Raw genomic sequence first — 23,789 nt, 5'->3', positions numbered from 1 at the left:
GTGCGCGCGGGACCGCCGGTGGCGGTCGGAAGGCCCCGACCGCCACGGCGTGTACCGTCGTCGCCACAGTATCGTATAAGCATGCGACGATCATTCACCTAAACAATAGGGTTCACATATCGTTTACTTGGGGGAGTGCTGGACCCGCGGCAGCGGCGCGGAGCCGAGGAAGACCTCCGCCCGCCAGCCGGGGTCCAGGACGGCGACCGAGGCGACCACCGCGTCCGGGCGCACGTGCACCACCCACTCGCGCCCGGCCCCGCCCCCCGGGGGCCCGCCCCACCGGGCCACGTCGTGGGCCGCGGGGTCGGGCGCCGCGCCGTCGCGGCCGGTCAGCAGGAGCACGTCCACGTCCTCGGGGACCGCGCGCCTCAGCTCGGCCGCCGCGTCGGCGGCCCTCCGGGAGGAGCCGCCGACCAGCAGCGCCTGCCGCCCGGAGGCGAGGTAGTCGTGCAGGCTCTCGGCCTTGGTCCCGGCCGCGGGGACGAGCGGCGCGTCGCCGATCCGCCGGCCCGGGACCGCGTTTCCCACCGCCTCGCGCTCCCGCCAGCCGGGCGGGGGCGCGGTGACGGCGGGGCTCTCCCGCAGGTCCGGGGAGATCTGGGCCAACTGCGGCACCAGCCGCTTCTCCAGCAGGCCCGACGCCGAGAGCGTGCGCATGAGCGTGTCGCGGACCAGGCGCGCCAGGGGCGCCCGCACCATCCACGTGCGGGTCTGCTGGTCCGCGCTGCGCACCACCGCCTGGGCGGTGGGCCGGCGTTCGAGCGGGTAGCTGTCCAGCAGCCCCTCCGGGGCGCCCCGGAGCACGGAGGCCAGTTTCCAGCCCAGGTCGAAACCGTCCTGGATGCCGGTGTTGAGCCCCTGGCCTCCCGCCGGGCTGTGCAGGTGGGCCGCGTCCCCGGCGATGAGCACGCGCCCGCGCCGGAACTCGCGCGCCACCCGGGCGTGGACCCGGAAGCGGCTGCGCCACCACACGCTCTCGATGCGCATCCCCGCGGGTCCCCGCTCGGCGAGCAGCCGGGCGAGCAGTTCGTCGCCGGGCGGCTCGGTGTCCCCGTCCGGGGCGACGTCGAAGAACACCCGGTGCCCGCCGCCCGGCAGCGGCACGATCACCAGCACCCCGTCGGGGGTGAGGTGGTACTGGGCCTCCTTCTCGGGCACGGGGCCGCTCACCACCCCGTCGCTGAGCAGGAACACGCGGTCGTAGGTGTCGCCCTCGAAGGCCACGCCGAGCGACTCGCGGACCGCGCTGCGGCTGCCGTCCGCGGCCACCACCCAGGCCGCGGAGACCTCCTCCCGGCCGTCCGGGTCCCCCGAGGGACCGAGGACGACCCGCACGCCCTCCCCCGTCGGCTCCGCCGAGTGGACCTGGGTGGACCACTCGACGGACCCGCCGAGTTCGAGGAGGCGGTCGTAGAGCGCCTGCTCGGTGCCGGGCTGGGGCAGGCAGACCGGGCCGGGGAAGGCGGTCCCCTCCAGACCGCCGAAGCGCACCCCGCCGATCCTGCGTCCGCCGGAGAAGTAGGACGCCGACGCCAGCGGGAGGGATTGGCCGATCACCCTCTCGTGGACGCCGAGCCTGCGCAGGACCTCCAGGGCCCCGCTCCACAGGATGAGCGCCTTGGGCTCCTCGGCGACCCCCGCGCGGCGTTCGACCACGCGGCAGGACACGCCGTTCTGGAGCAGGGTGCACGCGGCGGCGAGCCCGGTGGGCCCGGCGCCGACCACCAGCACCTGCGGCTGCGGCTGCGGGCCGGGGGCGCTCACAGGACCCCCTCCGCCGCTCGCCTGGGCTCGCCCGCCGCGTCCAGGAGCGCGGTCACGTCGGCGATCGCCTGGGCGTTGTCGCGGAAGCGGACCGTGGCCATGCCCATCCTGGCCGCGGGCTCCAGGTTCGCCTCCAGGTCGTCCACGAAGAGGCAGCGGTCGGGCGTCAGGTCCAGTCGCGCGAGGAGGCGCTCGTAGATCTCGGCGTCGGGTTTGCGCACGCCCTCGTGCGCGGAGTTCACCACGACCTCGAAGAGGTCGTCGGCGGGGACGGTGGCCCGCCACAGCTCCTCCCACTCGATGACGTTGTTGGTGAGCAGGGCGATGCGGTAGCCGTCCCCGCCCAGCCGGCCCAGGAACTCGGCGAACTCCCGGTTCCCGGTGCGCCCGGCGAACCAGGCCTCGCCGAAGGTCCGGCCCTCGGGCAGCGCCCATCCCCCCTCGGGGAGCTCGGCGGTGACCTGCGAGACGAGGTCCGCCTCCGTGATGGCCCCGACCTCCAGCAGCGCCATGGGGTCGGCGCCGTTGCGCTCGGCGGCGGCCCCCATCGCGGTGAGGATGGCGTCGGGGGTCAGCCCCGCGGCCCCGGCGAAGTGCTCCAGGGTCTCGATGAGCGGGTTGGTGAGCACGCCGCCGTAGTCGCAGACGACGGCCTCGATGCGCTTCAGGACCACTGCGCCACCTCGATCCGGAAGGTGCTGCCCGCGACGCCCTGCTGGATGACGCGGACGTCCGCGCCCATGACCGGGCCGAACCGCTCGTCGCTGCGGAAGGGGACCAGGTCGGCCTCCACGACGGAGGCGAGGTCGTTCTCGGAGAACGAGGAGAAGGACGCCTCCACCGAGACGGGGGCCAGGGTGGCCGGGTCCAGTCCGCTGGAGCGCGCCACGGCCGCGACCGCCAGCTGGCGGGCGGCCTCGATGAGCAGGTTGCCCGGCAGGTGGTCCAGCGGGTGGTCGAACAGGTGGGGGTGGCTGTGGTCGGGGACCACGGTGGCCCTCCAGCCCTCCTCGCCGCGCTGCACCGGTTCGGTGATGACGACGTTGCGCGGGTCGCGCCGGCCGACGACCGAGGGCCGGGCGGGGACCGCGCGGGGCGCGGGTCCCGCGCTCCAGTCCAGGGCGTTGCGCCCCTTGCTGCGCAGTGCCTGGTAGGTGAGCTTGCTGACGAAGATGAGCGCGCCGGTGGCCTTGGCGACCTCGGTGCCGTTCAGCAGGACGTCGCCCCGGAAGTCGTATCCGCGCAGCTTCCCGGCCTGGTTGCGGTAGAGGTCGGCCTCGGTCCGGACCAGGAGCCGGCCGGGCTCGGAGCCCTGGCGCAGACCGTCGAGGTCGGTGATGTCCAGCGACATGCGCTGCATGATGAACGCCCGGTCCATGGGGACGTTCAGGTGCCGGTGGGAGATGAGCACGCCGGTCTGGCGGCACGCCTCCAGGATCAGGGGCAGGTCGTAGGCGGTCGACTCCAGCATGACGTGGCCGCGGGGGAGCTGGGCGGCCACGTCGAAGGTGCTCTCCCCCGTCTGCTGGGAGTCGGTGACGAAGACCTCGGAGACGGCGTTGCGGTGGACGAGCCCCCGGGGCACCGTCGAGTCGTAGTCGAGTTCGCGGACCTCGGCGTGCTCGGGGTCGAGCCCGGCGAGGGTGACGCGGTCGCTGGCCCCGGTGGCGGCCGGCTGCGCGCTGGTCGTTGCGTGGTTCATGTGCTTCCCTTTCGTTCACGTTCCCCGGGCGGGAGGCGTCTCCGCGTCGGGGGACGAGGTTCGGAACGGCAAAGAAGGGTGGTTCCCGTGTCGGGGCGGGCGGGCCACGGGCCGCCTCCGCACAGGACCGAGTATCCGGAGGCGCCCTGAAGGAGCCCTGAACAAGACCTGAAGGCGAATCGCGAAAGAAGTTCGCATTTTGCCGCGCACAGCACATCCACCTGCGAAAATGCACGCGCAATTGATCAAGGACCATGATCGTCATGGGATTGTGACTATCAACACAAGAGATGGCCTTGGGCTTGTCCGTAACCCCAGGGGCTGCGAAGCCACCGCGGTCGGCGCCGGAGCGGAACTTATCCATTACTTACAGGCATGGCCTGCGTGTTTATGATCGACTCGCCGCGCCCCCGGCGGCACCGAAGCGGCTGGGAGCGCTGTTCCACCCCGCAAGACCCTGGAATTCTCTCGGCGCCGGAACCCGGAATGAAGGACCGGAGAACCGAAAGAAGCAGGAGCACGTCAACGCGAGGAAGAGTCAGCTGGAAAGGCTCCTGAATGCACAGAACACAGCCTGAGACCACCACCCTGGGCGTACTGGGCGAACTGGCGGTCACCGACGGCACCGTCTTCCTCCCCCTGGGAGCCCCCAGGCAGCGCGCGGTGCTCGCCGCCCTGGCCATCAACGCCAACCAGTCACTGACCACGCAGCGCATCATCGGCATGGTCTGGGGTTCGACCTATCCGGCCTACGCCAACAACCTGGTGCACAAGTACGTCTCGGGCCTGCGCCGGGCCCTGGCCGGCCTCCCGGTCCACCGCCAGGTCCGCATCGAGAGCGGGTCCGAGGGCTACCGGCTCGTCGCCAGGCTGGACCAGCTCGACCTGACCCTGTTCCACATCCATGTCGAAGCCGCGCGCGACCTCCGTGAGCACGGGGAGCCGGGACGCGCGGCGGAGATGTTCGGGGAGGCCCTCGCCCTGTGGCGGGGCCCCCTCCTCGGCGAGCTGCCCGGAATCGCCTTCGACGACGAACGCGACTTCATGGAGACCGTCCGCCTGGTGGTGCTGGAGGAGTACGCGGCGCTGAGCATCCAGGTCGGCCGCCACAACGACGTGGTGGGGATGCTGCGCACCACCCTGCGCCACCACCCCTTGGAGGAGAACCTGGCCAGGCTGCTGATCCTGGCCCTGTACAAGGCGGGGCGCACGGCCGAGGCGATACGCGTGTACCAGAGGCTGTCCTCACGGATGCTGGGAGAGCTGAACATGCCGCCCCGCCCCGAGCTGAACGACCTGTACCACGCCATCCGGCGCCACGCGCCGATCCCCGCCCCGCACGCCTGACCCCGAGCGGCGGACACCGCCCGACGGCAGCGCGCCCCGTCCCGGCACCGACGCACAGCACCACAAGCACCACAGCACCCGACCGCACGCGACGGCCGACGCGCCGGGCCCGGTCGGCCCGGCAGGCGCAGAGCACAGCGCTCCCCGGCGGCATGCCGCCGGGGAGCGCTCCTTGCCGTGTCAGACCCCGGCGGGCTCCCGGTCCCCGTCCCGTGCCCGGTCACCGGGCGCGGCGGCGTCCTCGTCGTCCCCGCCCTCGGAGATCCCGACGCGGTCGTGGAGCCACCGGAGGGGTCGCGGCAGCCACCAGTTGGCGCTGCCGAGCAGGCGCATCGTGGCGGGCACCATGACCGCGCGGACCAGGGTCGCGTCCACGAGCACCGCGATGGCCAGGCCGATACCGATGATCTTCAGGAACAGCAGGCCCGAGGTGCCCATCGCCAGCAGCACCACCATGAGCAGGATCGCGGCGCTGGTGATGATCTGGCCTGTGTGCTGGAGGCCGGCCGCCACCGACCGGGTGTTGTCCCCCGTGCGCAGGTACTCCTCGCGGACCCGGCTGAGCAGGAACAGCTCGTAGTCCATCGCCAGGCCGAAGGAGACGATCGTGATCAGCACCAGGTAGGTGGGGTCGATCGTGCCGACGGCGTCGAAGCCGAGCAGGCCGGCGAACCCGCCCTCCTGGAAGCCCCAGACCGCGATGCCCAGGGAGGCGCCCAGCGACAGCGCGCCCATCAGCACGGCCTTGACGGGCAGGACGATCGACCCGAAGGCGAGGAACAGCAGGAACAGGGTCGCGGCGGCGACGAAGCCCACCGTCGTCGGCACCGAGTCGACGATCGCGGACACGTTGTCCTGCTGCATGGCCGCCACGCCGCCGACCAGGGTCCGCTCGGCCCCCTCCGGCGCGGGCTCGGCCCGCACGTCGCGCACCAGCTGCGCGACCTCCGGGGAGTCCGACTCCCCCTGGTAGGCGACAAAGACGTGGGCGATGCCGTCGCCGGTGCGCTCGACCCGGGAGAGCGAGGCCCCGGGCAGCTCCGCCAGGCGCTCGGCGTACCCCTCCAGCGACTCCTCGCCCGCGTCCCCGACCACCGCCACGTCGAGGCGGCCCAGACCGCCCGCCGGGAAGTCCTCCGCCACCGCCTCGGTGGCGATCCGGCTGCCCGCGTCGCCGGGCAGGTAGCGCTGGTCGGTGGAGCCGAGCTGGGTCGAGGCCAGACCGGAGCTGAAGACCAGCAGGACGGCGCCGACCGCGACCAGGGACACGGCGGGGCCGCGCATGACGGTCCGTGCCAGGCGCGCCCAGGCGCCGGCGTTCTCGTGGACGGCGCCGGTGACGGTGCGCCGGGGCAGGGGGATCCTGAGGCTGTTGATCCTCCGGCCGACCACGGCGAGCAGGGCCGGCAGGAAGACCAGGGCGGCCAGCAGGTCGAACAGGACGACGGCGATGCCGCCCCAGCCGATCGACTTGAGGATGGGCTGGGGGAAGAACAGCAGGCCGGCGAAGGCGATGCCGACGGTGATGCCGGAGAAGGCGACGGTGCGGCCGGCGGTGTCGACGGTGCGGCGCACGGCGTCGCCGATCGCCCGCCCCCGCCCCAGTTCCTCGCGGAACCGGCTGACCATGAACAGGCCGTAGTCGATGGCCAGTCCCAGGCCGAGGATGGTGGCGACGTTGACCGCGAACACCGACACGTCGGTCACGTAGGTCAGGGCGCGCAGGACGGTCAGGGAGCCGAGGATGGCCAGGCCGCCGACGGCGAGCGGGACCAGGCCCGCGACGAGGCCGCCGAAGATCACGACGAGGAGGAGCAGCAGGACCGGCAGGGTGACGAGTTCGGCGCGGACGATGTCGGTCTCGGCCGTCTCGGACAGCTCGTGCTCGACCGCGACGGGGCCGCCCAGGTGGACCTCCAGCGTGCTGGACTCCAGGTGCTCGGCGACCTCCTCGTACTGGTGGAGGCGTTCGGCGTGGCTCTCCCCGGTGAGGGTCACGGGGATGTAGGTCGCGTGCATGTCCTCGGCCACGAGCATGCCGCGCTCGGTCTCGGGGAGTTCCTCGTCGAGGTAGACGTCGAAGTCGGCGACGGTGTCGGGCATGCCGTCGGCGATGCGCTGCACGGCCGCGGCGAAGGTGGGGTTGTCCACCTGGATCTCGTCGCTGCGGTAGACCGCGACGATGTCGACGCCGTCGTGTCCCAGGCCCTCCTCCAGGAGGCGCGTGGCCTCGGAGGACTCCGACCCCGGGTCCTCGAACCCGCTCTCGCTCACGTCGGAGAAGACCCCCGACCCCCACACCGCGGCGAAGACGGCGAAGAGCGCGGTGGCGGTCAGGACGGCCCAGCGCCAGCGGTGGGCCCCCAGACCGAGGCGCCCGAAAAGTCCGGTGTGTGTCGGCATACGCCGCCCTCTCAGCGAACGGCCCTCATGTCCGTCAACGGTGTTTGCTAACGGTGTTCACTAAAGCGTGCGGGCGTTACGCTGTCAATATCGCCAACGAGGACCACAGCGCCCCGGCGGGGCGCCGGAGACGGGGTGTACCGCAGCACATGACGAAATCCCAGCTCGCCCGGGGGGACGGGCGGCCGAGCCGCCGCGAACGTGTGCGCGAGGCCACACTGTCCGAGATCAAGGCCATCGCCCGGCGGCACCTGGTGGACCACGGGACCGCGGGCGTCTCACTGCGGGCCATCGCCCGCGAGATGGGCATGACCGCCCCCGGCCTGTACCGCTACGTCTCCGGCATCGACTCGCTGCTGATACTGATCACGGCGGACATGTTCACGGAGCTGGCCGACGCGGTGGCCGAGGCCGACGCCAGCGTGCCCGACCGGGAGACGGACCTGCGCATCCTCACCTCCCTGCGGGCCTTCCGGTCCTGGGCCGTGGCGCACCCGGCCGAGTTCGCCACCATGTTCGGCCCGCGCGCCCGCCTGGACCCGGAGGCCGACCCGGCCCCGGCGCTGGAGGCCGGGCGCAGGTTCGGCGCCACCTTCTACACCCTCTTCGACCGCCTGCTGTCCGAGGAGCGCTTCCCCCTGCCGGACGGGGACCGCATCACCCCCGAGCTCGCCCGCGAGCTGCGCGCCTTCGCCGACAGCTGCGGCTTCTCCGCGCCGCACATCCCGGTGGAGGCGATCATGGTGCTCAGCAGCTGCTGGGTGCGCCTGTACGGGGTCGTGTGCATGGAGGTGTTCCAACACCTCGATTTCGTGATGCAGGACATGGAACCGCTCTTCGAGTCCGAGCTTCAGAACCTGTTGGCGGGCCTTGGCGTCCGGTACCGGCCGCCGGAGAACAGTACGCCGGTTACCATCGGTACGCCCCCTTAGGCCCCATACTGAAGCTCTGTGCACCTTGTCGGATTCGCCCCGGGGCGTATCCGGCCCCAGCCCGGTGGGCTCTGGCACCCTAGCGAGGACGGACCCCGTGGAGAACCGACCCGGCGGTGAACGGGGCGACGCCCCCCGCCCCGACCAGCCCGGCCCCGCAGACGCCCCCTCCCCCTCCGGAGCGGGCGACGGAGAAGCGTCCCCCCTGCCGTCCGAACCCGCGCCGGAGGGGGAGCACGGGCCTGCCTGGCCCGCGGACCCGGCCCCCTCCTCCCAGGGGGTGACCGCCGCCGGCGGCGCCTCCGCCGACCGGGAGGCCGGCCACGCCCCCGCGCCCTCCTCCGAGGACGGGCCGCCCGCCCCGGAACCCGGCTCCACGGGACGGTACGCACACCCTCCCCTGCCGGGCGCGCGGCAGCCCCAGGGCCCGCCGACCTCCTCGTGGCAGGGCCCCCTCCCCGGGCGGCAGGGGTTCCCCGCCCCCGGCCGGCCCCCCGGCCCGCAGGACCCGGGGACGACGGCCCACACGCTCCACCCGTTCCACACCCCCGGCCGCCCCTCGGCGCCCGGGCAGCCGTTCCCGCGGACGGGACCGTACCCGCCCCTCCCCCCGCACGCCGCACCGGTCCACCACCCGTCCGCCCCCTACCACGGGCAGCCCGGCGGACACGGCCCGTGGCCGCCGCCCCGACAACCGTGGGGGCAGCCCCCGCCGCCGCAGCGCCGCCGCGGCCTCGGCGTCCTGGTCGGCTCGTCCGTGGCGGGCACGATCGCCGTCGCCGCCCTGGTCGCCAGCATCGTCATGGTCTCGACGACGCCGCAGCCGGAGCCGCAGCCGACCGGCACCGACCTGTCCGCCCTCTACGACGAGGACCTGGCGGCCCGGCCCAACGCCGTCGAGATCGACATCGCCGACCACCCCCTCTACGACGCTCCGATGCCGGAGGCCGTCGACTGCGACACCCCCGCGCTGGACATCGGCTCGGACGAGTCGTGGCAGGACTTCGCGACCACCACCGGCGAGTGCCTGGACCTGCTCTGGGCCCCGGTCATGGACGACCTGGGCCTGTCCTCCCGGACCCCGGAGATCACCGTCACCCGCGAGTCGCCCGACACCGGCGAGGAGGAGGGGTACACGCTCGCGTACTACGAGAGCGACTGGAACCGCATCACCGTCGTCCTGCCCAACGTGCGCCAGCTCAGCGCCCAGATCCCCGTGGACGAGCGCGAGGACGTCTGGATCGCCCTGATGGGACACGAGTACGGCCACCACGTGCAGTCCGCCACCGGCATCCTCGACGTCTCGCACGACATGCGCTGGAACGCCGGGAGCGAGGACGACGAGCTCGACACCCTCAGGCGCACCGAGCTCCAGGCCGAGTGCATGGCCGGGATCGGGCTGCGCGGCGTCACCGGCGGCGACGGGGACGTCCTGGAGGTGGTCAACGCCAACTTCAACTCGGGCGGGGACCTCGACACCCACGGCAGCGCGAGCAACCGGGCGTTCTGGCTGGAGCAGGGCTGGTCCGAGGAGACCGTGAGCGCCTGCAACACCTACGGCGCCGCACCGGGCGAGGTCACCTGATCAGCCGTCGACGACCTTCCGGTAGGCCTCCCAGCCGTGGAGCTTGACCCGCTCCCCGCGCTCCAGCTCCGCCGCCTGGCGGGCCTCGGCCGCGTCGATGCGCAGCCAGTCGTCGTACCAGCTGTGCGCGATCCCCCGCTCCTCCAGGACCTGTTCCAGCGGCACCGGGTCCGGAACCTCCGCACGCAGCTCCGGGGCGTCCCGCAGCAGGGACCTGACCGTGGCCGCCGCGTCGGACTTGTTGGTGCCGATGACCCCGGTCGCGCCCCGCTTGACCCACCCGGCGACGTAGTCCCCGCGGACCACCCGGCCCCCCTCGTCCAGGACCCTGCCCTCGTCGTGCGGGACCGTGCGCCCCTCGGCGTCGAACGGCACGCCCGGCAGCGGGGCCCCCGCGTAGCCGACCGAGCGCAGCACCAGCCCGGCGTCCAGGTCGGTGGTCCGCCCCGTTCCGACGAGGCGTCCCCCGTCGTCCAGGCGTGTGTGCTCCACCCGCACCCCCGTGGCGCGGCTCCCGCCGAGGACCTCCTGCGGCCGGGCCCAGAAGTGCAGGCGCACGGTGCGGGGACGCCCCTCGGGGGCACGCCCCGCGTGCTCCCGGAGGAGCTTGATGTTGGTGCGCGCGGCGCGGGCCACCATGCGCGTCTCGTGCGTGCCCGTGCCCACCGCCGCGGGGTCGACGTCCACCTGCTCGGCGGGCACGACCACGTCGGCGCCGGGCAGGGCGAGCAGGTCGCGCAGCTCGGGCGCGGTGAACCGGGCCTGGAGGGGCCCCCGCCGGGACAGGATGTGGACGGTGCGCACCCTGCTGGCGGCGAGCACCTCCAGGACCGGCTCGGGTATGTCGGTGTGCCGCAGTTCGTCGGCGGTCTTGGCCAGGATGCGGGCGACGTCCAGGGCGACGTTGCCCGCCCCCACCACGACGGCCTCCTCGGCGTCGAGCACGAACCCCGCGAGCTCGCTGTCGGGGTGGCCGCAGTACCAGTTGACGAAGTCGGTCGCGGCGACGCTCCCGGGGAGGTCCTCCCCCGGCACGCCCATGCGGCGGTCCACCGGGGCTCCGGTGGCGTAGACGACCGCGTGGTAGGAGCGGGCCAGGTCGGCGCGGGTGAGGTCGGAGCCGAACTCGACCCCGCCGACGAAGCGCACGTCGGGGTGCTCCAGCACGCCCCGCAGGGCCCCGGCCACACCCTTGATCTTGGTGTGGTCGGGCGCGACCCCGTAGCGCACGAGGCCGTAGGGGGTGGGCAGTCGGTCCATCACGTCCACCCGGACGGGGACGCGCCGCTGCCGTGTGAGGGCGTCGGCGGTGTAGACGCCGGCCGGGCCGGAGCCGATCACGGCCACACGGAGCGCGTCGTCGGCCCCGGCTTCCCGCCGGACGGACTGAGAGGTCATGGTCCCATTCTGACAGCCCGGGGACGGATCGAGGGGTCGGCCGCGGTGCGCCGTGTCCCGGACGCGGACCGGCCCGGACGGGGGGTCCCGTCCGGGCCGGTCCGCGCGGCGCCCGGGGGTCAGGCCTTCTCGTCGGCCAGCTCCTCGGCGCCCTTGCGCGTCTCCGTGTACCGGGAGACCGTCCCGGTGAGCTTGCGGGACAGCTCCTGGGGCGTCAGCCCCTGTGCCCGGAGGATGTCGTCGCGCTTGGCGTGGTCCAGGAACTCCTGGGCGATGCCGAACGTGCGCACCGGCACGTCCACGTCGTGGTCGCGCAGCAGGCGCGCCACCGCGTCGCCCACGGCGCCCGTGCGGCCGTTGTCCTCGATGACGGCCACGACGCTGTGCTCGGCGGCCTCGCCGACCAGGGCCTCGTCCAGCGGCTTGACCCACAGCGGGTCGACGACGGTGACGCCGATGCCCTGGACGGCCATCCGGTCGGCGACCTCGCAGGCGACCTGGGCCATGGTGCCCACGCCGACGATGAGCAGGTCCTTGGCGTGGCCGTCGTCGGCGGCGCGGCGGAGCAGGTCCATGGAGCCGATCCGGCCGACCGCGTCCACCTGCTCGGCCACGGCGCCCTTGGGGTAGCGCACGACGGTGGGGGCGTCGTCGACGGCGACCGCCTCGTTGAGCAGGAGGCGGAGGCGCTCGGCGTCGCGGGGGGCGGCCAGGCGGAGTCCGGGGACCACCTGGAGGATGGACATGTCCCACATGCCGTTGTGGCTGGCGCCGTCGTTGCCGGTGATCCCGGCGCGGTCCAGGCAGAAGGTGACGCCCTGGCGGTGCAGGGCGGCGTCCATGAGCACCTGGTCGAAGCAGCGGTTGAGGAAGGTCGCGTAGACCGCGACCACCGGGTGCAGGCCGTTCATGGCCATGCCCGTGGCCGCGGTGGCGGCGTGCTGCTCGGCGATGCCGACGTCGAAGATGCGGTCCGGGTAGGCGTCCGCGAACTTGTTGAGACCGGTGGGGTGGAGCATGGCGGCGGTGATGGCCACCACGTCCTCGCGCTCCGCGCCGATCTCCACCATGGCGTCGGCGAAGACCGAGGTCCACTTGACGGCCTTCGACCCGGGCTTGGCCAGGCCGGTGGCGACGTCGAAGGGGCCCGGGGCGTGGAACTGGTCCTCGTCGTGGTTCTCCGCCGGGGCGTAGCCCTTGCCCTTCTGGGTGATGCAGTGCACGATGACCGGGCCGCCGAAGTCGCGGGCGCGGCGCAGGGCCTTCTCCAGGCCCTGCTCGTCGTGGCCGTCGATGGGGCCGAGGTACTTGAGCCCCAGGTCCTCGAACATCATCTGCGGCTGGATGGCGTCCTTGATGCCCTTCTTGAGGCCGTGCAGGGCCTCGTAGATGGGCTGGCCCACGACCGGGGTGCGGTTGAGGGTGGTCTTGGCCAGGTCCAGGGCCTGCTCGTAGCCGGGGGCCATGCGCAGTGAGGCGAGGTGGTCGGCGAGCCCGCCCCTGGTCGGCGAGTAGGAGCGGCCGTTGTCGTTGACCACGATGACGAGGCGGCGGTCCTTGCGCTCGGCGATGTTGTTGAGCGCCTCCCAGGCCATGCCGCCCGTGAGGGCGCCGTCGCCGATGACCGCGACCACGGTGCGGTCCCTGCGGCCCCGCACCTCGTTGGCCTTGGCCATGCCGTCGGCGTAGGAGAGCGCGGTGGACGCGTGCGAGTTCTCGACGAAGTCGTGCTCGGACTCCGCACGGGAGGGGTAGCCGGAGAGCCCGCCCTCCGACTTGAGGTTGGAGAAGTCGTGCCTGCCGGTGAGGACCTTGTGCGCGTAGGCCTGGTGGCCCGTGTCGAACAGGATGGGGTCCTTCGGCGAGTCGAAGACCCTGTGCAGGGCGATGGTCAGCTCGACCACCCCGAGGCTGGGACCGAGGTGCCCGCCGGTCTGGGAGCAGGAGTCGACCAGGAAGTCCCGGATCTCCTGTGCCAGCGTCGGGAGCTGGTCGGCCGGAAGCTTCTTGAGAGCTTCCGGATTGTGTATCGACTCGAACAGTGCCACTGTCTCGTCAGTCCCCTCGTCCAGCGTGTCCGTTGAGTGTGCCAGCCCGGGCCCCTGACGTGGGCCGGTTTTGGCTACCGGCAGGTATACATACCCGAGTTTATGGGTGTGCGTCCACGGGTCCTACCCAGCCCTGCGACGGCTACGACCCCGGAGGCGGCCCGCGCGCGGCGGACCCCCCGCCAGGCGGCCGGAGCCGCGCGGAACGCCCCGCGTATCGCGGGTTTTGGCGTACATTACTCGGTTTCGGGAACGGAGTTGTCCCAGTTGCCCGGGCCGGGGGTGCCCGAGGGCGCTCCGGGGAGGCCGGGGCTCCCCGGGTCCGCCCCGCGCGTCCCGGCGGCCCCGGACGTGTCCGGGGTCACCCGAGGACGGCCTGCGCGAGCAGGCCGGCGGCGGAGGCGCCCACCACGCACAGCATCGCCACGCGCAGCCGCCCCGCGTCGAAGCGGCGGCGCAGGAGGTTGCCGAGCAGGAACCCGAGGACGACGAAGGGGACGGCGGCAGCACCGACCACGGCGGTGCGGACGTCCATCTGGCCGCCCGCGGTGAGCGCCGCCAGGGAGAACGCGCCGCCGAACAGGAAGAACGCGGCGAGGGTCGCCCGCACCCGCGAGGGCTCCTCGTGCTGGTAGAGCAGGGCCATCGGCGGTCCGCCCACCGAGGTGGCGGTGCCCGCGAAGCCGGACAGGGCCCCCGCGGCCACGAGCGACCCCGGGGTGATGCGCACGCGCAGGGACAGGACCGAGAGGGCGACGGCGACGAGCACCATGACGCCGACGGCGCCGGCGAGGGCACGGGGTTCCAGGACGGCGACCACCCACACCCCCAGCACGGTCCCGGGCACGCGCGCGGGAAGGCCCCACGCGAGCCCCCGCCAGTCCACGTGCCGCCACTCCTGGAAGAGGGTCAGGACGGGCAGGACGATGACCGTCACCAGCAGGCTCCCCGGCATCAGCGTGGGGTCGAGGAAGGAGATGACGGGCGCGGCGACCAGGCCGAGTCCGAGGCCGACGGCGCTCTGGACCGCCGCCCCGAGCACGATCGCGACGACGCACACGAGGACGAACGCCCACAGGTCCGACTCCCCGAGGAGGCCGTGGCCGGTCGGTGAGAAGTACTCCGCGAGCGCCGGGGCGGCGGCCGGGTGGATCGGGAGGGCGGACGGGGGCGGGACTGCGGAGATATCTGCGGGCACGCCGTGGGACGTTACATCTCACTCATCCCTACCGGGATTAGGAGATAGGAGCATGGGATGACCGAACCGGGTGCGCGTCCGCGGCCCGGCGGACGGCGGGGCCCGGCCCGGCGCACGGGGCGCCGGACCGGGCCGGACGGGAGGCGGGGAGCACCGCCCCCGCCTCCCGCGTCACCGATCTCTCAGGTCAGTACTCCTAGGCACCGCCCCGTGCGTGGGTCTTGCGGCCCCGCCGCGAGACCGCGTCGAGGATGACCGCGACCAGGAGGACGGCCGCGGTGATCATGAAGCGCACCGAGGTGTCCATCTGGAGCAGCAGGAGGCCGGAGGTGATCGCGCCCAGGACCAGGCCGCCCAGGAGGGCGGAGTAGGCGTTGCCCCGGCCGCCGAAGAGGCTCGTCCCGCCGATGACGGCCGCGGCGATGGCCATCATCAGCTCCGCCCCGCTGCCGGTGGAGACGCTGGCGGCGAAGTTGCGGGAGACCAGCATGATGCCGCCGAGCGCGGCCAGGGTCGACGCGATGCCGAACACCGAGATGCGGATCAGGTCGACGTTGATGCCCGCCCGGCGGGCGGCCTCGGAGTTGCCGCCGACGGCGTAGACCATCCGCCCGTAGCGGGTCTTGCGCAGCACGAGGTCGAGGACGACCACGAAGCCCACGAAGATGAGGAACGCCAGGGGCACGCCCTTGTACTGGTTGAGCACCCAGACGCCGCCGACGATCGGCACCGTGAGCAGGGCCGCGCGGAAGAGGACCTCCTCCAGGGGCTTGTAGGGCAGCCCCGCCAGGCGCCGGCGCCGTTCGACCGCGAAGACGGCGATCAGGTAGAGCACGATGACGATGCCGGCGATGGCCCATCCCATGAAGGGGACGAAGTACGTCTGCGTGAGCATCGCGATGGCGCCGCTGGGACTGGTGTTGATGGTGCCGTCGGCGCCCATCAGGTAGAGGTGCACGCCCTGCCAGCCGAGGAGGCCCGCGAGGGTGACCACGAAGGCCGGCACCCCCAGTTTGGCGAAGATGACGCCGTGGAGCAGGCCGATCAGGAGCCCGACCCCGACGGCCGCGGCGATGGCGGCCCACTCGGGCAGGCCCGTGTTCACCGCGAGGACGGCCAGGACCGCCGCGGACAGCCCGGAGACCGAGCCGATCGACAGGTCGATCTCGCCGAGGAGCAGCACCATGATGACGCCGGTGGTCATCAGGCCGACGGCGGCGATCTGCACGGTGAGGTTGGACAGGTTCTGCGGGGACAGGAACCGGTCGTTCATCGACTGGAAGACGATGCCGATCAGCAGCAGTCCGACCACGACGGGGAGGGGGCCGAGCTCCCCGCCCCTCAGGTTGCGCCGGAGCGCCTGGAGCCAGCCCCGGGGAGAGGCCGCCGTGGCGAGGAGGCGGGGGTCGCGCCTGGCCTCGCCCGCTTCGGGTGTCCCGTCCTCGGACTCGTGGGAGAGGTGGGTCTGCTGTGTCATCGGTTGTCCTCCGTGGCCAGGGCCGAGGAGCCGGTGCGGTCGGAGCGGCGGCTGACCGGGTTGTCGGCGGCCCCGGTGATGGCGGCCACGATCTCCTCGTAGCTGGTCTCCGCGATGGGGAAGTCCCCCGCGTTGCGGCCCAGCCGCAGCACCACGGCGCGGTCGGCGACCGCGCGGACGTCGGCCATGTTGTGGCTGATCAGGACCACGCCGAGCCCCTGGTCCCGCAGGCGCTCGATCAGGTCGAGGACCTGGGCGGTCTGGGCCACTCCCAGGGCCGCGGTCGGCTCGTCGAGCATGACCACGCGCGGCTGCCCCAGCAGGGAGCGGGCGATGGCGATGATCTGGCGCTGGCCCCCGGAGAGGGAGGCCACGGGGACGCGCAGGTCGGGGATGCTCACCGACAGGGAGTCGAGGAGCTCCCTGGCCCGGCTCTCCATCTCGACCTCGTCGAGGGTTCCGGGGAAGTGCAGCTTCTCGTTGCCCAGGAACAGGTTGCCGACGATGTCCAGGTTGTCGCACAGGGCGAGGTCCTGGTAGATCGTCGCGATCCCGAGCCGCTGGGCGTCGGCGGGGGCGGAGATGCCGACCGGCTTTCCGTCCCACGCGATGCTCCCGCCGCTGTCCGCGGGGTGGACGCCGGCGATGACCTTGACCAGTGTGGACTTTCCCGCGCCGTTGTCGCCGAGCAGGGCGACGACCTCGCCGGGGCGGACCTGGAAGTCGACCTCGCTCAGGGCCCTGACGGCGCCGAAGGTCTTGGAGATCCCGGACAGTTCCAGGACGGGTGTGCTCATGCGCTCGTTTCTCTCTCCTCGTCCCGGCCGGGGGCGGTGCGGGCTCAGCCGCCCGCCCCCGCGCGCTGGGGACTTCGCGCCGCTTCTAGAGGTTTTCCTGGCAGAAGTCGGTGTCGGCGTAGTCGTCGGTGCAGATCTCCTCGACGCTGTAGACCTCGTCGGCCACGACGGTGTCCAGGACGTTGTCCTCGGTCACGACGATGACGTCGAGCAGGACCGCGGTGACGGCCTCCCCGTTGGCGTCCTCGACCTCGGTGATCTCGTAGCCGTCGAGCTGGAGGTCCTCGCCCGTGCCCAGGGCGACCGCCATGGCGGCGGCGACCTCGGCCTCGGGGCGGATCTCCTTGTAGACGGTCATGTGCTGCTCGCCGGCGACGACGCGCTGGATCCCGGCGAGCTCGGCGTCCTGGCCGGTGACGGGCGGAAGGTCCTCGACCGCGACCCCGGCACTGCGCAGGGCCGAGATGACGCCCGAGGCCATGCCGTCGTTGGCGGAGTAGACGCCGGCGATCTCGTCGACGCCCAGGGAGGTGATCGCGCCCTCCATCTGGCTGTTGGCCTGGTCGGGCGACCAGTCCGGGGTGTCGAACTCCTGGCCGATCTCGACGGCGCCGTCGAGGACGTCGTGGGCGCCCGCCTTGAAGTCCGCCGCGTTGGGGTCGGTGGGCGAGCCGTTGATCATGACGATCTGGCCGTCCTCGTTGCCGTCCTCCTCCAGGGCCGCGAGCAGGGCCTCGCCCTGGACCTGTCCGACCCGGAAGTTGTCGAAGGAGACGTACATGTCGACGCCGCCCTCGGCGAGGCGGTCGTAGGCCACGACCGGCACGCCCTGGGACCTGGCCTCGTTGACGGTTCCGGCCGCCGCGGCGGAGTCGACGGCGTCGAGGACCAGGACGTCCACCCCGTCGGTCAGCATGGCCTGGGCCTGGGTCTGCTGCTCGTCGACGTCCTGGTCGGCGTTGGCGTAGGAGAGCTCGCACTCCGGGCAGAGCTCGTTGAGCGCCTCTTCGAAGTAGGGCTTGTCGAAGGCCTCGTAGCGGGCGGTCTGGAGCTCGGGGAGGAGGAGGCCGACGTGGAAGCCCTCCTCCACGCTCTGGGTCTCCTGCTCGCCCTCGCCACCGGTGGTGGTGAGGCCGGCGCAGCCGGAGGCGAGGAGGGCGAGTGCGGCGGTGGCCGCCAGGCCTGCGGCGGCCCTGCGGTGCGGTGCGAAGCGTCGTGTACTCAACGCTGGTGCCTCTCATGACGGGGGGTTTCACGGTGGAGAACTCGCGAGTGGTGGTGTGCAGTCAAACCCCGTCGCCACCTTGGCGTCAACTCCTGAACACATAACCGAAACATCACGGGTCTTGAGTTCAGGAGCTGAATGAATCAAAAACCCAGGCCAGAGCGGGAACCCGAGCGTGGGCGTCCATGTGAGGAAGTCTCAGGTTTTACCCGTGACCGGCCCGGCGCAGGCGGTGACCTCGCGGTTCACCGGCCCTTCACCCCCGATCGGCCTCCGGGTCGGTCTGCGCCGGCACCCGCGCCGCCCCGTCGGAGTCCGCGGGAGCGCACGCGCGCGGCCCGGCGGGCGGAGGGATCAGTTCGAGTGCTGCGAGGCCATGCGCAGCGCCCCGTACAGGGCGGCGTCCCGCCCCAGTTCGCCGCGCACCAGCGAGAGCCGCTCCAGTGCGCTGCCCAGCGATCCCAGCTCCATCGCCCGCCGCATCGGGTCCAGCAGCAGCTCCCCTGCCTCCGCCAGGTCGCCGCCGACGATCACGCGGTCCGGGTTGAACAGGTTGGCCATGATCGCGATCCCCTGGCCCAGCGCGGTGCCCGCCTCCGCGATGATCCGGCGGCTCCCGGGGTCGCCCTCCGTGGCCGCCCCGACCAGGTCGCCCACCCGTGCCGGCCCCGGCCCCCGGGCGACGTCGGTGTTCTGCGGCAGCATGTCCAGCAGGTAGTTCGCGCCGACGAAGGTCTCCAGGCAGCCCCGGTTGCCGCACCGGCAGACCTGGCCGCGCGGGTCCAGCGCGATGTGCCCGATCTCCCCCGCCGTTCCGCCCGCGCCGCGGAAGAGCCGGCCGGACATCATGATGCCCGCCCCCACGCCGTCGCCGATGACCAGGTGGATGACGTGTTCGGCCCCCGTGCCCGCCCCGCGGTGCTGCTCGGCCAGGACGGAGAGGTTGGCGTCGTTCTCGGCCAGGACCTCCAGGCCCAGCCGCTCGGTCAGCGCCCTGGCGGGGTGGAACCCGGCCCACCGGGGCACGCAGGAGATGTGCCCCACCGCACCGGTGCCCGGGTCGATGGGCCCCGGCACCGAGGCGACCACGGACGAGACCGTGCCCAGGTCGATCCTGGCGCGCTGGAGGGTGGTCTCGGCCAGCCAGGCCGCGCGGCGCACCGCCCGGTCGGCGTCGGACCCCACGTCGTAGTCGATCTCCTCGCGGGCCAGCATGTTGCCCTCGCTGTCGCCGACCGCGACGCGGACGCTGTCGGCGGTGAAGTCGACGGCGACGACGGTGCCGGGCGGGCGCAGGAGCGTGACGGCACGCGCGCGCCGGCCGTTGGAGGAGGTGTCGCGCACCGACACGGTCCCGGCGGCGCGCAGGCCGCGCACGATGTTGGACACGCTCGCGGCCGACAGCCCGGTGGTCCGGGCCAGCTCGGCCTGGGTGCGCGTGCCGTCGCGCCGCAGCACGTCCACGACCCGGCGCTCGTTGGCCCGGCGCAGGGAGGACTGAGATCCCGGCGTCGCTGCGGCGTCGGTCACCAGTGGCCCCTTTGCGGTCGGCACTCCCCAGCGCTTCGGCGCTGCTGCGAGGAATGCTACAAGCATTGAACGCAAGCCGGAACTCGGCTCCCGCGCCGGTTAGGGTCCGAACGTGAACGCACCACGCATCAGCACCGCCGCCGACGGCTGGGAGGAGGCGCTCGCAGAGGCGGTCCCCTCCGGAGGCCCCCCGGGCGGGACGCGGGTCGTCGCGGTCGAGGGCCGCTCCGGCTCGGGCAAGAGCACGGTGGCCGCACGGCTGCGCGCGGCGCTCGCGCGCCGGGGCCGGCCGGCGGCCGTGCTGTCCATGGAGGACCTCTACCCGGGGTGGGAGGGGCTGGCCAAGGCGCCCGCGCTGTTGCGGGAGTGGGTCCTCGAACCGCTGTCCCGGGGGGAGCGGGCGGCCTGGCGTCGCTACGACTGGGAGCGGGGAGGCTTCGCGCGGGGGTGGACGCCGCTGCCCGGGGACGTCGCCGCGGGCGGGGTCCTGGTGGTCGAGGGGACCGGTTCGGGCGCCGCCGCCGGGCGCGGCCTCCTGGACCTGCTGGTCTGGGTGGCCGCACCCGGCGACGAGCGCGCCCGGAGGCTGGACGCCCGCGGTGACGCTCCGGTGTACGCGCCCTACAGGCGCGTGTGGGCTGAGCAGGAGGAGTCCTTCTACGTGGAGAACCGCCCCCGGGAGCACGCCGACCTGGTGGTCGACAACCCCGCCCGGTGACCGTGCGCGGGACGGTCGGCGCCGCCGGGCCCGTCCCGCGCCCCCGCCGGGACGGGCCGGACGGCGGGGCCGGGACGGCCGGCGCCCCGTCTCAGCCCCCCTGGGCGGGGGCGGGGTCGGCGGCGCCTCCGACGAACCCGGCGACCAGGCCGAGGACGGCCTCGTCGGCGAGGATGCCGCTGTGGCCCGTTCCGCGGGTCCGCACCAGCCGGGCCCGGTCCCCGAACGCGGCGGCGGTGCGCAGGGACTCCCCGATCGGGACGTAGGCGTCGTCCTCGCCGTGCAGGAGCAGCACGGGCCGGTCGAACGACTCCGGCGCGTGCGTGGCCGAGAAGCGGGTCCACACGGTCGGGTCCCCGTCGAAGTAGTGGCGCTCGACGGCCCTGCGCAGCGCCTCCACGGCCCGGGGCCGCAGTCCGAGGGCTCCCGAGAAGGAGCTGACGAGGAACCCGAAGTCCGACACCCCCGAGACCAGGACCGCCCGGTCGGCCCGCAGGCCCTCCCGCAGGGCGTGGACGGCGAAGAGCGCACCCAGGGAGTGGCCGATCACGGCCGCGAAGTGCCCGTGCCGGTCCTGGAGGAGGCGCATGACCTCCCAGGCGTCCAGGACGGTGCCCACCGGGCCTCCCGTGGAGCCGTGGCCGGGCGCGTCCCACGAGACGGGGCTGTAGCCGAGTTCGAGCAGGCGCCGGATCACCGGCGCGAGGCGGGCGGCGCGGGAGCGCCAGCCGTGGACGAGCAGGACGGGACGGGCGCCGTCGCCCCAGGCGTAGGCGACGACCTTCCACCTCCCGACGTCGAAGGACTCCGTCCGGGCGCTCCCGTGGAGTTCGAGGTCCTCCGCGGCGACCGGGCGCGGGCCGCGGGGGTCGGCCCACAGGCGTCGCGCCAGGGCCCCCGCGAGGCCGGGGGCGGGGAGGGCGACGGCGTTGACGGCCGCGCCCGCGAGACGGGCTGTGTTCACGGTGGACTCTTTTCCGCGGGACGCCCGCATCCAGAAAACTTTACGAACGATCGTATTATTTGTTTTGCACGTCGCTTCCGTCAAGGGGCAAGTAGGATCGCTTTGTACCCGACCGACCGTTCACCTCCCCCGTGGGACGAGTCCAGCCGAGGAGGAGCATGACGACCCGGACCGACGGCCGCCTGCAGCGGGGCGACCAGACCCGGCGGGCGGTCCTGGACCGCGCGGTGGACATCGCCTCGGTGGAAGGCCTGGAGGGGCTCTCCCTGGGCCGGCTGTCCAAGGAGCTGCGGATCAGCAAGAGCGGGGTGTTCGCGCACTTCGGGTCCAAGGAGGAGCTCCAGCTCGCCGCCGTCGAGGCCGGCAGGGCGGTCTTCGTCCGCCACGTCGTGCGCGAGGCGCTGCGCACCCGGCCGGGCGTCGAACGCCTGTGGCGGCTGTGCGAGGACTGGCTCGCCTACTCCCGGGACCGGGTCTTCTCCGGCGGGTGCTTCTTCTACACCGTCACCGCCGAGTTCGAGTCCCGCCCGGGCCGGGTCCGCGACGCCCTCGTGGAGACCCACCGCGAGTGGCGCGACCTGCTCACCCGGACCGCCGAGGACGCCCGACAGCTGGGCGAGCTCGTCCCCGGGGCCGATCCCGCGCTGCTCGCCTTCGAGCTGCGCGCGTTCCTGGACACCGCCAACGCGGTCTCCCTGCTGGAGGACGACAGGGACGCGCCCTACGCGATGGCGCGCACCGCCGTCACCGCCCGGCTGGACGCCCTGGCCCCGCCGGGCTCCCCCAGGCCCTGGACCGGGCGACCGTCCGCCGCGGCCGGGTGACCCCCGTCGGCCCTGCCCCGCGCCCCCGGGCGGCACGCAGCCCCCTGGAGGCGCCGGGCGGTCGACGACCGTGAGCGCCCCGGCCTCCGCCGAGGCCGCCGCGCGCAGCGCGCCGGAGCGGCGCCGCTCCGGCGGGCGCCGGACTCACCGGCCGGGCGCCCCCGGCCGGGGCGCGCAGATCTCCCTGGCCCTTCGCAGGTCCTCCTCCATCGCCCGCAGCCCGGCCCCCAGTGCGGGGAGCGGCAGGTTCTCGAGACGGCGCAGCCTCTCCCTGCGCTCCTCCCTCCCCCCGTGCGCGCGGGAGTCGAGGCGCAACAGCAGCAGCCAGCCCGCCCCGCAGGCGGTGGCCGCCACGAACAGGAGACCCGGATCCACGCCCTCCCCCCAGGCCACGAGGGCGAAGGCCGCGAGGACCAGCACCGCCCCGAGGACGCCCAGCACGCCCTTGCCGAACGCGTAGGCCTCCTGTCTGCGCACCGTCGCGCGCAGGCCGTCGGCCTCGCCCCGCACCGCCGTGGTGCGCTCCCGCCACTGCCGCTGCCGGTGGGCGACCCTGAGCACCGTGGGGACCACCGCGTAGACCGCGGCCGCGTGCCCGGCCCGCGGAGGGCCCGAGGCGTACTCCACCCGGGTCCACAGGATCCGCGTCCACTCACCGACCCCCGGCAGGCCGCCGGGGTCCGGCGGGACCGCCAGCCCGGGGTTGAGCAGGAAGGTCAGGATCAGGGCCGGGTCCACACGGTGGTGGCCGCCCTCCCACCCGCCGAGGCTCCCGGTCAGCTCGCGGACGAACCCGTTCCCCACGCGCTCGCCCTCCTCCAGGTCCCGGGCGAGGGCGAACAGCGCTCCGTCCCCGGCGATTTCCGCCATCCTCCGCAGCTCCGCGGGCCGGGCCAGCGGCCGGAACTCGGCGGCCGCCGCATCACCCGCGAGCAGGGGCCCGGGGTCGTCGAAGAGCTTGCGCAGGTCCTCGATGCCGCCGAACCGCGACAGCATCTCCTCGGTCGCGGGCCCGGAGGGCACGGCGTCGCCGACCGGTTCGACGGACGCCGCCCGGGGCGCGGGGAGTGCGGCCAGGGGATCGCCCGTGATGAGGTGGTGGAGCAGGACCTTGGCGTCGGGCCTGTGCTCCGGTCTCCTGAGCAGACAGGTACGGAGGGTCTCCCGGAGCGGCTCGGGCACACCGTCGAGGTCGGGTTCCCCGGAGAGGACGCGCGCGATGCGGGCGGCCTGGGTCGGCCCGGGGAAGGCCTCCTTGCCCGTCGCGGCGTAGACCATCACCGACCCCCACGAGAAGACGTCGACCGCCGAGGTGAGGCGCTCCCCCTCCAGCTGCTCGGGCGCCATGTAGCCCACCGTGCCGATGATCCCGCTGGCGGTCACGGAGGTGGTCTCCAGGGCGCGGGCGATGCCGAAGTCGATCACCCGCGGACCGTCCGCGGCCAGCATGATGTTGTCCGGCTTCAGGTCGCGGTGCACGACACCGGCCGCGTGGATCGCGGCGAGGGCGGTGGCCGTGCCGACGGCGAGGCGCTGGAGCTCGACGCCGGCGCGCGGCCCGTCCCCCTTCACCGCGGCCTGGAGGGTGGGGCCGTCGATGAACTCGGTCGCGATCCACGGCTCCGCAGCCTCCGGATCGGCGTCCAGGATCGCCGCGATGCAGAAACCGTCCACCCTGCGGGCCTGCTCCACCTCGGCGGTGAAGCGGCGCCGCATCTCCGGATCCCCCGCCCACGTGGCGTGCAGCACCTTGACGGCCGCACGGCTCCCGTCCGGCGCCTCCCCCAGGAACACCTCACCGAAGCCCCCGCGCCCCAACGAGCGCACGAGGCGGTAGTCCCCTGCGGTACGACCAGGGTCGTCCACGGTTCTCC

At 73.4% G+C, this 23,789-nt stretch carries 18 protein-coding genes; 5 read left to right on the top strand and 13 right to left on the bottom strand.

Features of this window, described 5'->3' with window-relative positions:
- Positions 1-123: 123 nt before the first annotated feature.
- The 3 genes from ACFQBR_RS25675 to ACFQBR_RS25665 are packed head-to-tail and all read right to left on the bottom strand — an operon-like array spanning position 124 to position 3,469.
- Positions 124-1,767, bottom strand: coding sequence for an FAD-dependent monooxygenase (locus ACFQBR_RS25675; RefSeq protein ID WP_344182823.1), 1,644 nt, complete (start codon positions 1,765-1,767; stop codon positions 124-126).
- Positions 1,764-2,441, bottom strand: coding sequence for an HAD family hydrolase (locus tag ACFQBR_RS25670; RefSeq protein ID WP_344182821.1), 678 nt, complete (start codon positions 2,439-2,441; stop codon positions 1,764-1,766). The genes ACFQBR_RS25675 and ACFQBR_RS25670 overlap by 4 nt, the downstream gene beginning before the upstream one ends.
- A complete protein-coding gene (locus tag ACFQBR_RS25665; RefSeq protein ID WP_267949170.1) occupies positions 2,432-3,469 on the bottom strand; it encodes a ScbA/BarX family gamma-butyrolactone biosynthesis protein in 1,038 nt (345 codons plus the stop codon). The genes ACFQBR_RS25670 and ACFQBR_RS25665 overlap by 10 nt, the downstream gene beginning before the upstream one ends.
- A gap of 558 nt (positions 3,470-4,027) precedes the next feature.
- Here ACFQBR_RS25665 and ACFQBR_RS25660 point away from each other — a divergent pair.
- Positions 4,028-4,816 carry an AfsR/SARP family transcriptional regulator gene (locus ACFQBR_RS25660; RefSeq protein ID WP_267949169.1) on the top strand — a complete coding sequence of 263 codons (789 nt, stop codon included), beginning with the start codon at positions 4,028-4,030 and terminating at the stop codon, positions 4,814-4,816.
- Between the two features lie 180 nt (positions 4,817-4,996).
- On the opposite strand, the gene ACFQBR_RS25655 is transcribed toward ACFQBR_RS25660, so the two are convergent.
- Positions 4,997-7,219: an MMPL family transporter gene (locus ACFQBR_RS25655; protein WP_344182818.1), complete on the bottom strand. Its 2,223-nt coding sequence runs from the start codon at positions 7,217-7,219 to the stop codon at positions 4,997-4,999.
- Between the two features lie 149 nt (positions 7,220-7,368).
- On the opposite strand from ACFQBR_RS25655, the gene ACFQBR_RS25650 reads away from it, so the two are divergent.
- Together ACFQBR_RS25650 and ACFQBR_RS25645 are read left to right on the top strand one after the other, a co-directional pair.
- A complete protein-coding gene (locus ACFQBR_RS25650; RefSeq protein WP_344182816.1) occupies positions 7,369-8,151 on the top strand; it encodes a TetR/AcrR family transcriptional regulator in 783 nt (260 codons plus the stop codon).
- 97 nt (positions 8,152-8,248) lie between these two features.
- Positions 8,249-9,736, top strand: a complete 1,488-nt coding sequence (locus tag ACFQBR_RS25645; RefSeq protein ID WP_344182814.1) for a neutral zinc metallopeptidase — start codon at positions 8,249-8,251, stop codon at positions 9,734-9,736.
- Here ACFQBR_RS25645 and ACFQBR_RS25640 read toward each other — a convergent pair whose 3' ends face one another.
- The 7 genes from ACFQBR_RS25640 to ACFQBR_RS25610 form a co-directional block, all read right to left on the bottom strand.
- Entirely contained in the window at positions 9,737-11,134 is a 1,398-nt protein-coding gene (locus ACFQBR_RS25640) for an FAD-dependent oxidoreductase (RefSeq protein ID WP_344182812.1), read from the bottom strand.
- Between the two features lie 119 nt (positions 11,135-11,253).
- The gene (gene dxs / locus ACFQBR_RS25635) at positions 11,254-13,182 is read right to left on the bottom strand and encodes a 1-deoxy-D-xylulose-5-phosphate synthase (protein WP_344182810.1); all 1,929 of its coding nucleotides are present in this window, start codon (positions 13,180-13,182) and stop codon (positions 11,254-11,256) included.
- A gap of 361 nt (positions 13,183-13,543) precedes the next feature.
- Complete coding sequence (locus tag ACFQBR_RS25630; RefSeq protein WP_267950329.1) at positions 13,544-14,335, bottom strand: sulfite exporter TauE/SafE family protein; 792 nt, start codon at positions 14,333-14,335, stop codon at positions 13,544-13,546.
- Positions 14,336-14,576: 241 nt separating this feature from the next.
- Positions 14,577-15,857: a sugar ABC transporter permease gene (locus tag ACFQBR_RS25625; protein WP_267949164.1), complete on the bottom strand. Its 1,281-nt coding sequence runs from the start codon at positions 15,855-15,857 to the stop codon at positions 14,577-14,579.
- Positions 15,854-16,654: an ATP-binding cassette domain-containing protein gene (locus ACFQBR_RS25620; protein WP_267949163.1), complete on the bottom strand. Its 801-nt coding sequence runs from the start codon at positions 16,652-16,654 to the stop codon at positions 15,854-15,856. Before ACFQBR_RS25620 ends, ACFQBR_RS25625 begins: the two co-directional genes overlap by 4 nt.
- Before the next feature lie 85 nt (positions 16,655-16,739).
- Positions 16,740-17,879: a substrate-binding domain-containing protein gene (locus tag ACFQBR_RS25615; protein WP_330161835.1), complete on the bottom strand. Its 1,140-nt coding sequence runs from the start codon at positions 17,877-17,879 to the stop codon at positions 16,740-16,742.
- 354 nt (positions 17,880-18,233) lie between these two features.
- Positions 18,234-19,409: an ROK family transcriptional regulator gene (locus ACFQBR_RS25610; RefSeq protein ID WP_267949161.1), complete on the bottom strand. Its 1,176-nt coding sequence runs from the start codon at positions 19,407-19,409 to the stop codon at positions 18,234-18,236.
- Positions 19,410-19,521: 112 nt separating this feature from the next.
- Between ACFQBR_RS25610 and ACFQBR_RS25605 the strand changes: the two genes are divergently transcribed.
- Positions 19,522-20,127 carry a uridine kinase family protein gene (locus tag ACFQBR_RS25605; protein WP_378554620.1) on the top strand — a complete coding sequence of 202 codons (606 nt, stop codon included), beginning with the start codon at positions 19,522-19,524 and terminating at the stop codon, positions 20,125-20,127.
- 91 nt (positions 20,128-20,218) lie between these two features.
- Here ACFQBR_RS25605 and ACFQBR_RS25600 read toward each other — a convergent pair whose 3' ends face one another.
- Entirely contained in the window at positions 20,219-21,091 is an 873-nt protein-coding gene (locus tag ACFQBR_RS25600; protein ID WP_344182805.1) for an alpha/beta hydrolase, read from the bottom strand.
- A gap of 158 nt (positions 21,092-21,249) precedes the next feature.
- On the opposite strand from ACFQBR_RS25600, the gene ACFQBR_RS25595 reads away from it, so the two are divergent.
- On the top strand, positions 21,250-21,915 hold the full coding sequence (locus ACFQBR_RS25595; RefSeq protein WP_267949158.1) for a TetR/AcrR family transcriptional regulator: 666 nt from the start codon (positions 21,250-21,252) through the stop codon (positions 21,913-21,915).
- A gap of 144 nt (positions 21,916-22,059) precedes the next feature.
- Here the strand turns inward: ACFQBR_RS25595 and ACFQBR_RS25590 are convergent, their stop codons facing one another.
- Positions 22,060-23,781, bottom strand: a complete 1,722-nt coding sequence (locus tag ACFQBR_RS25590) for a serine/threonine protein kinase (RefSeq protein ID WP_344183951.1) — start codon at positions 23,779-23,781, stop codon at positions 22,060-22,062.
- Positions 23,782-23,789: the final 8 nt, after the last annotated feature.

Source organism: Nocardiopsis tropica, from assembly GCF_042660575.1.
Lineage (GTDB): Bacteria > Actinomycetota > Actinomycetes > Streptosporangiales > Streptosporangiaceae > Nocardiopsis > Nocardiopsis tropica.
This window is presented reverse-complemented; position numbering and strand designations above follow the sequence as displayed.

Coding starts and splice junctions, on each gene's coding strand:
- ACFQBR_RS25665 (WP_267949170.1), bottom strand. CDS start 3,469: ATGAACCACGCAACGACCAGCGCGCAGCCGGCCGCCACCGGGGCCAGC.
- ACFQBR_RS25660 (WP_267949169.1), top strand. CDS start 4,028: ATGCACAGAACACAGCCTGAGACCACCACCCTGGGCGTACTGGGCGAA.
- ACFQBR_RS25655 (WP_344182818.1), bottom strand. CDS start 7,219: ATGCCGACACACACCGGACTTTTCGGGCGCCTCGGTCTGGGGGCCCAC.
- ACFQBR_RS25650 (WP_344182816.1), top strand. CDS start 7,369: ATGACGAAATCCCAGCTCGCCCGGGGGGACGGGCGGCCGAGCCGCCGC.
- ACFQBR_RS25640 (WP_344182812.1), bottom strand. CDS start 11,134: ATGACCTCTCAGTCCGTCCGGCGGGAAGCCGGGGCCGACGACGCGCTC.
- ACFQBR_RS25625 (WP_267949164.1), bottom strand. CDS start 15,857: ATGACACAGCAGACCCACCTCTCCCACGAGTCCGAGGACGGGACACCC.
- ACFQBR_RS25620 (WP_267949163.1), bottom strand. CDS start 16,654: ATGAGCACACCCGTCCTGGAACTGTCCGGGATCTCCAAGACCTTCGGC.
- ACFQBR_RS25595 (WP_267949158.1), top strand. CDS start 21,250: ATGACGACCCGGACCGACGGCCGCCTGCAGCGGGGCGACCAGACCCGG.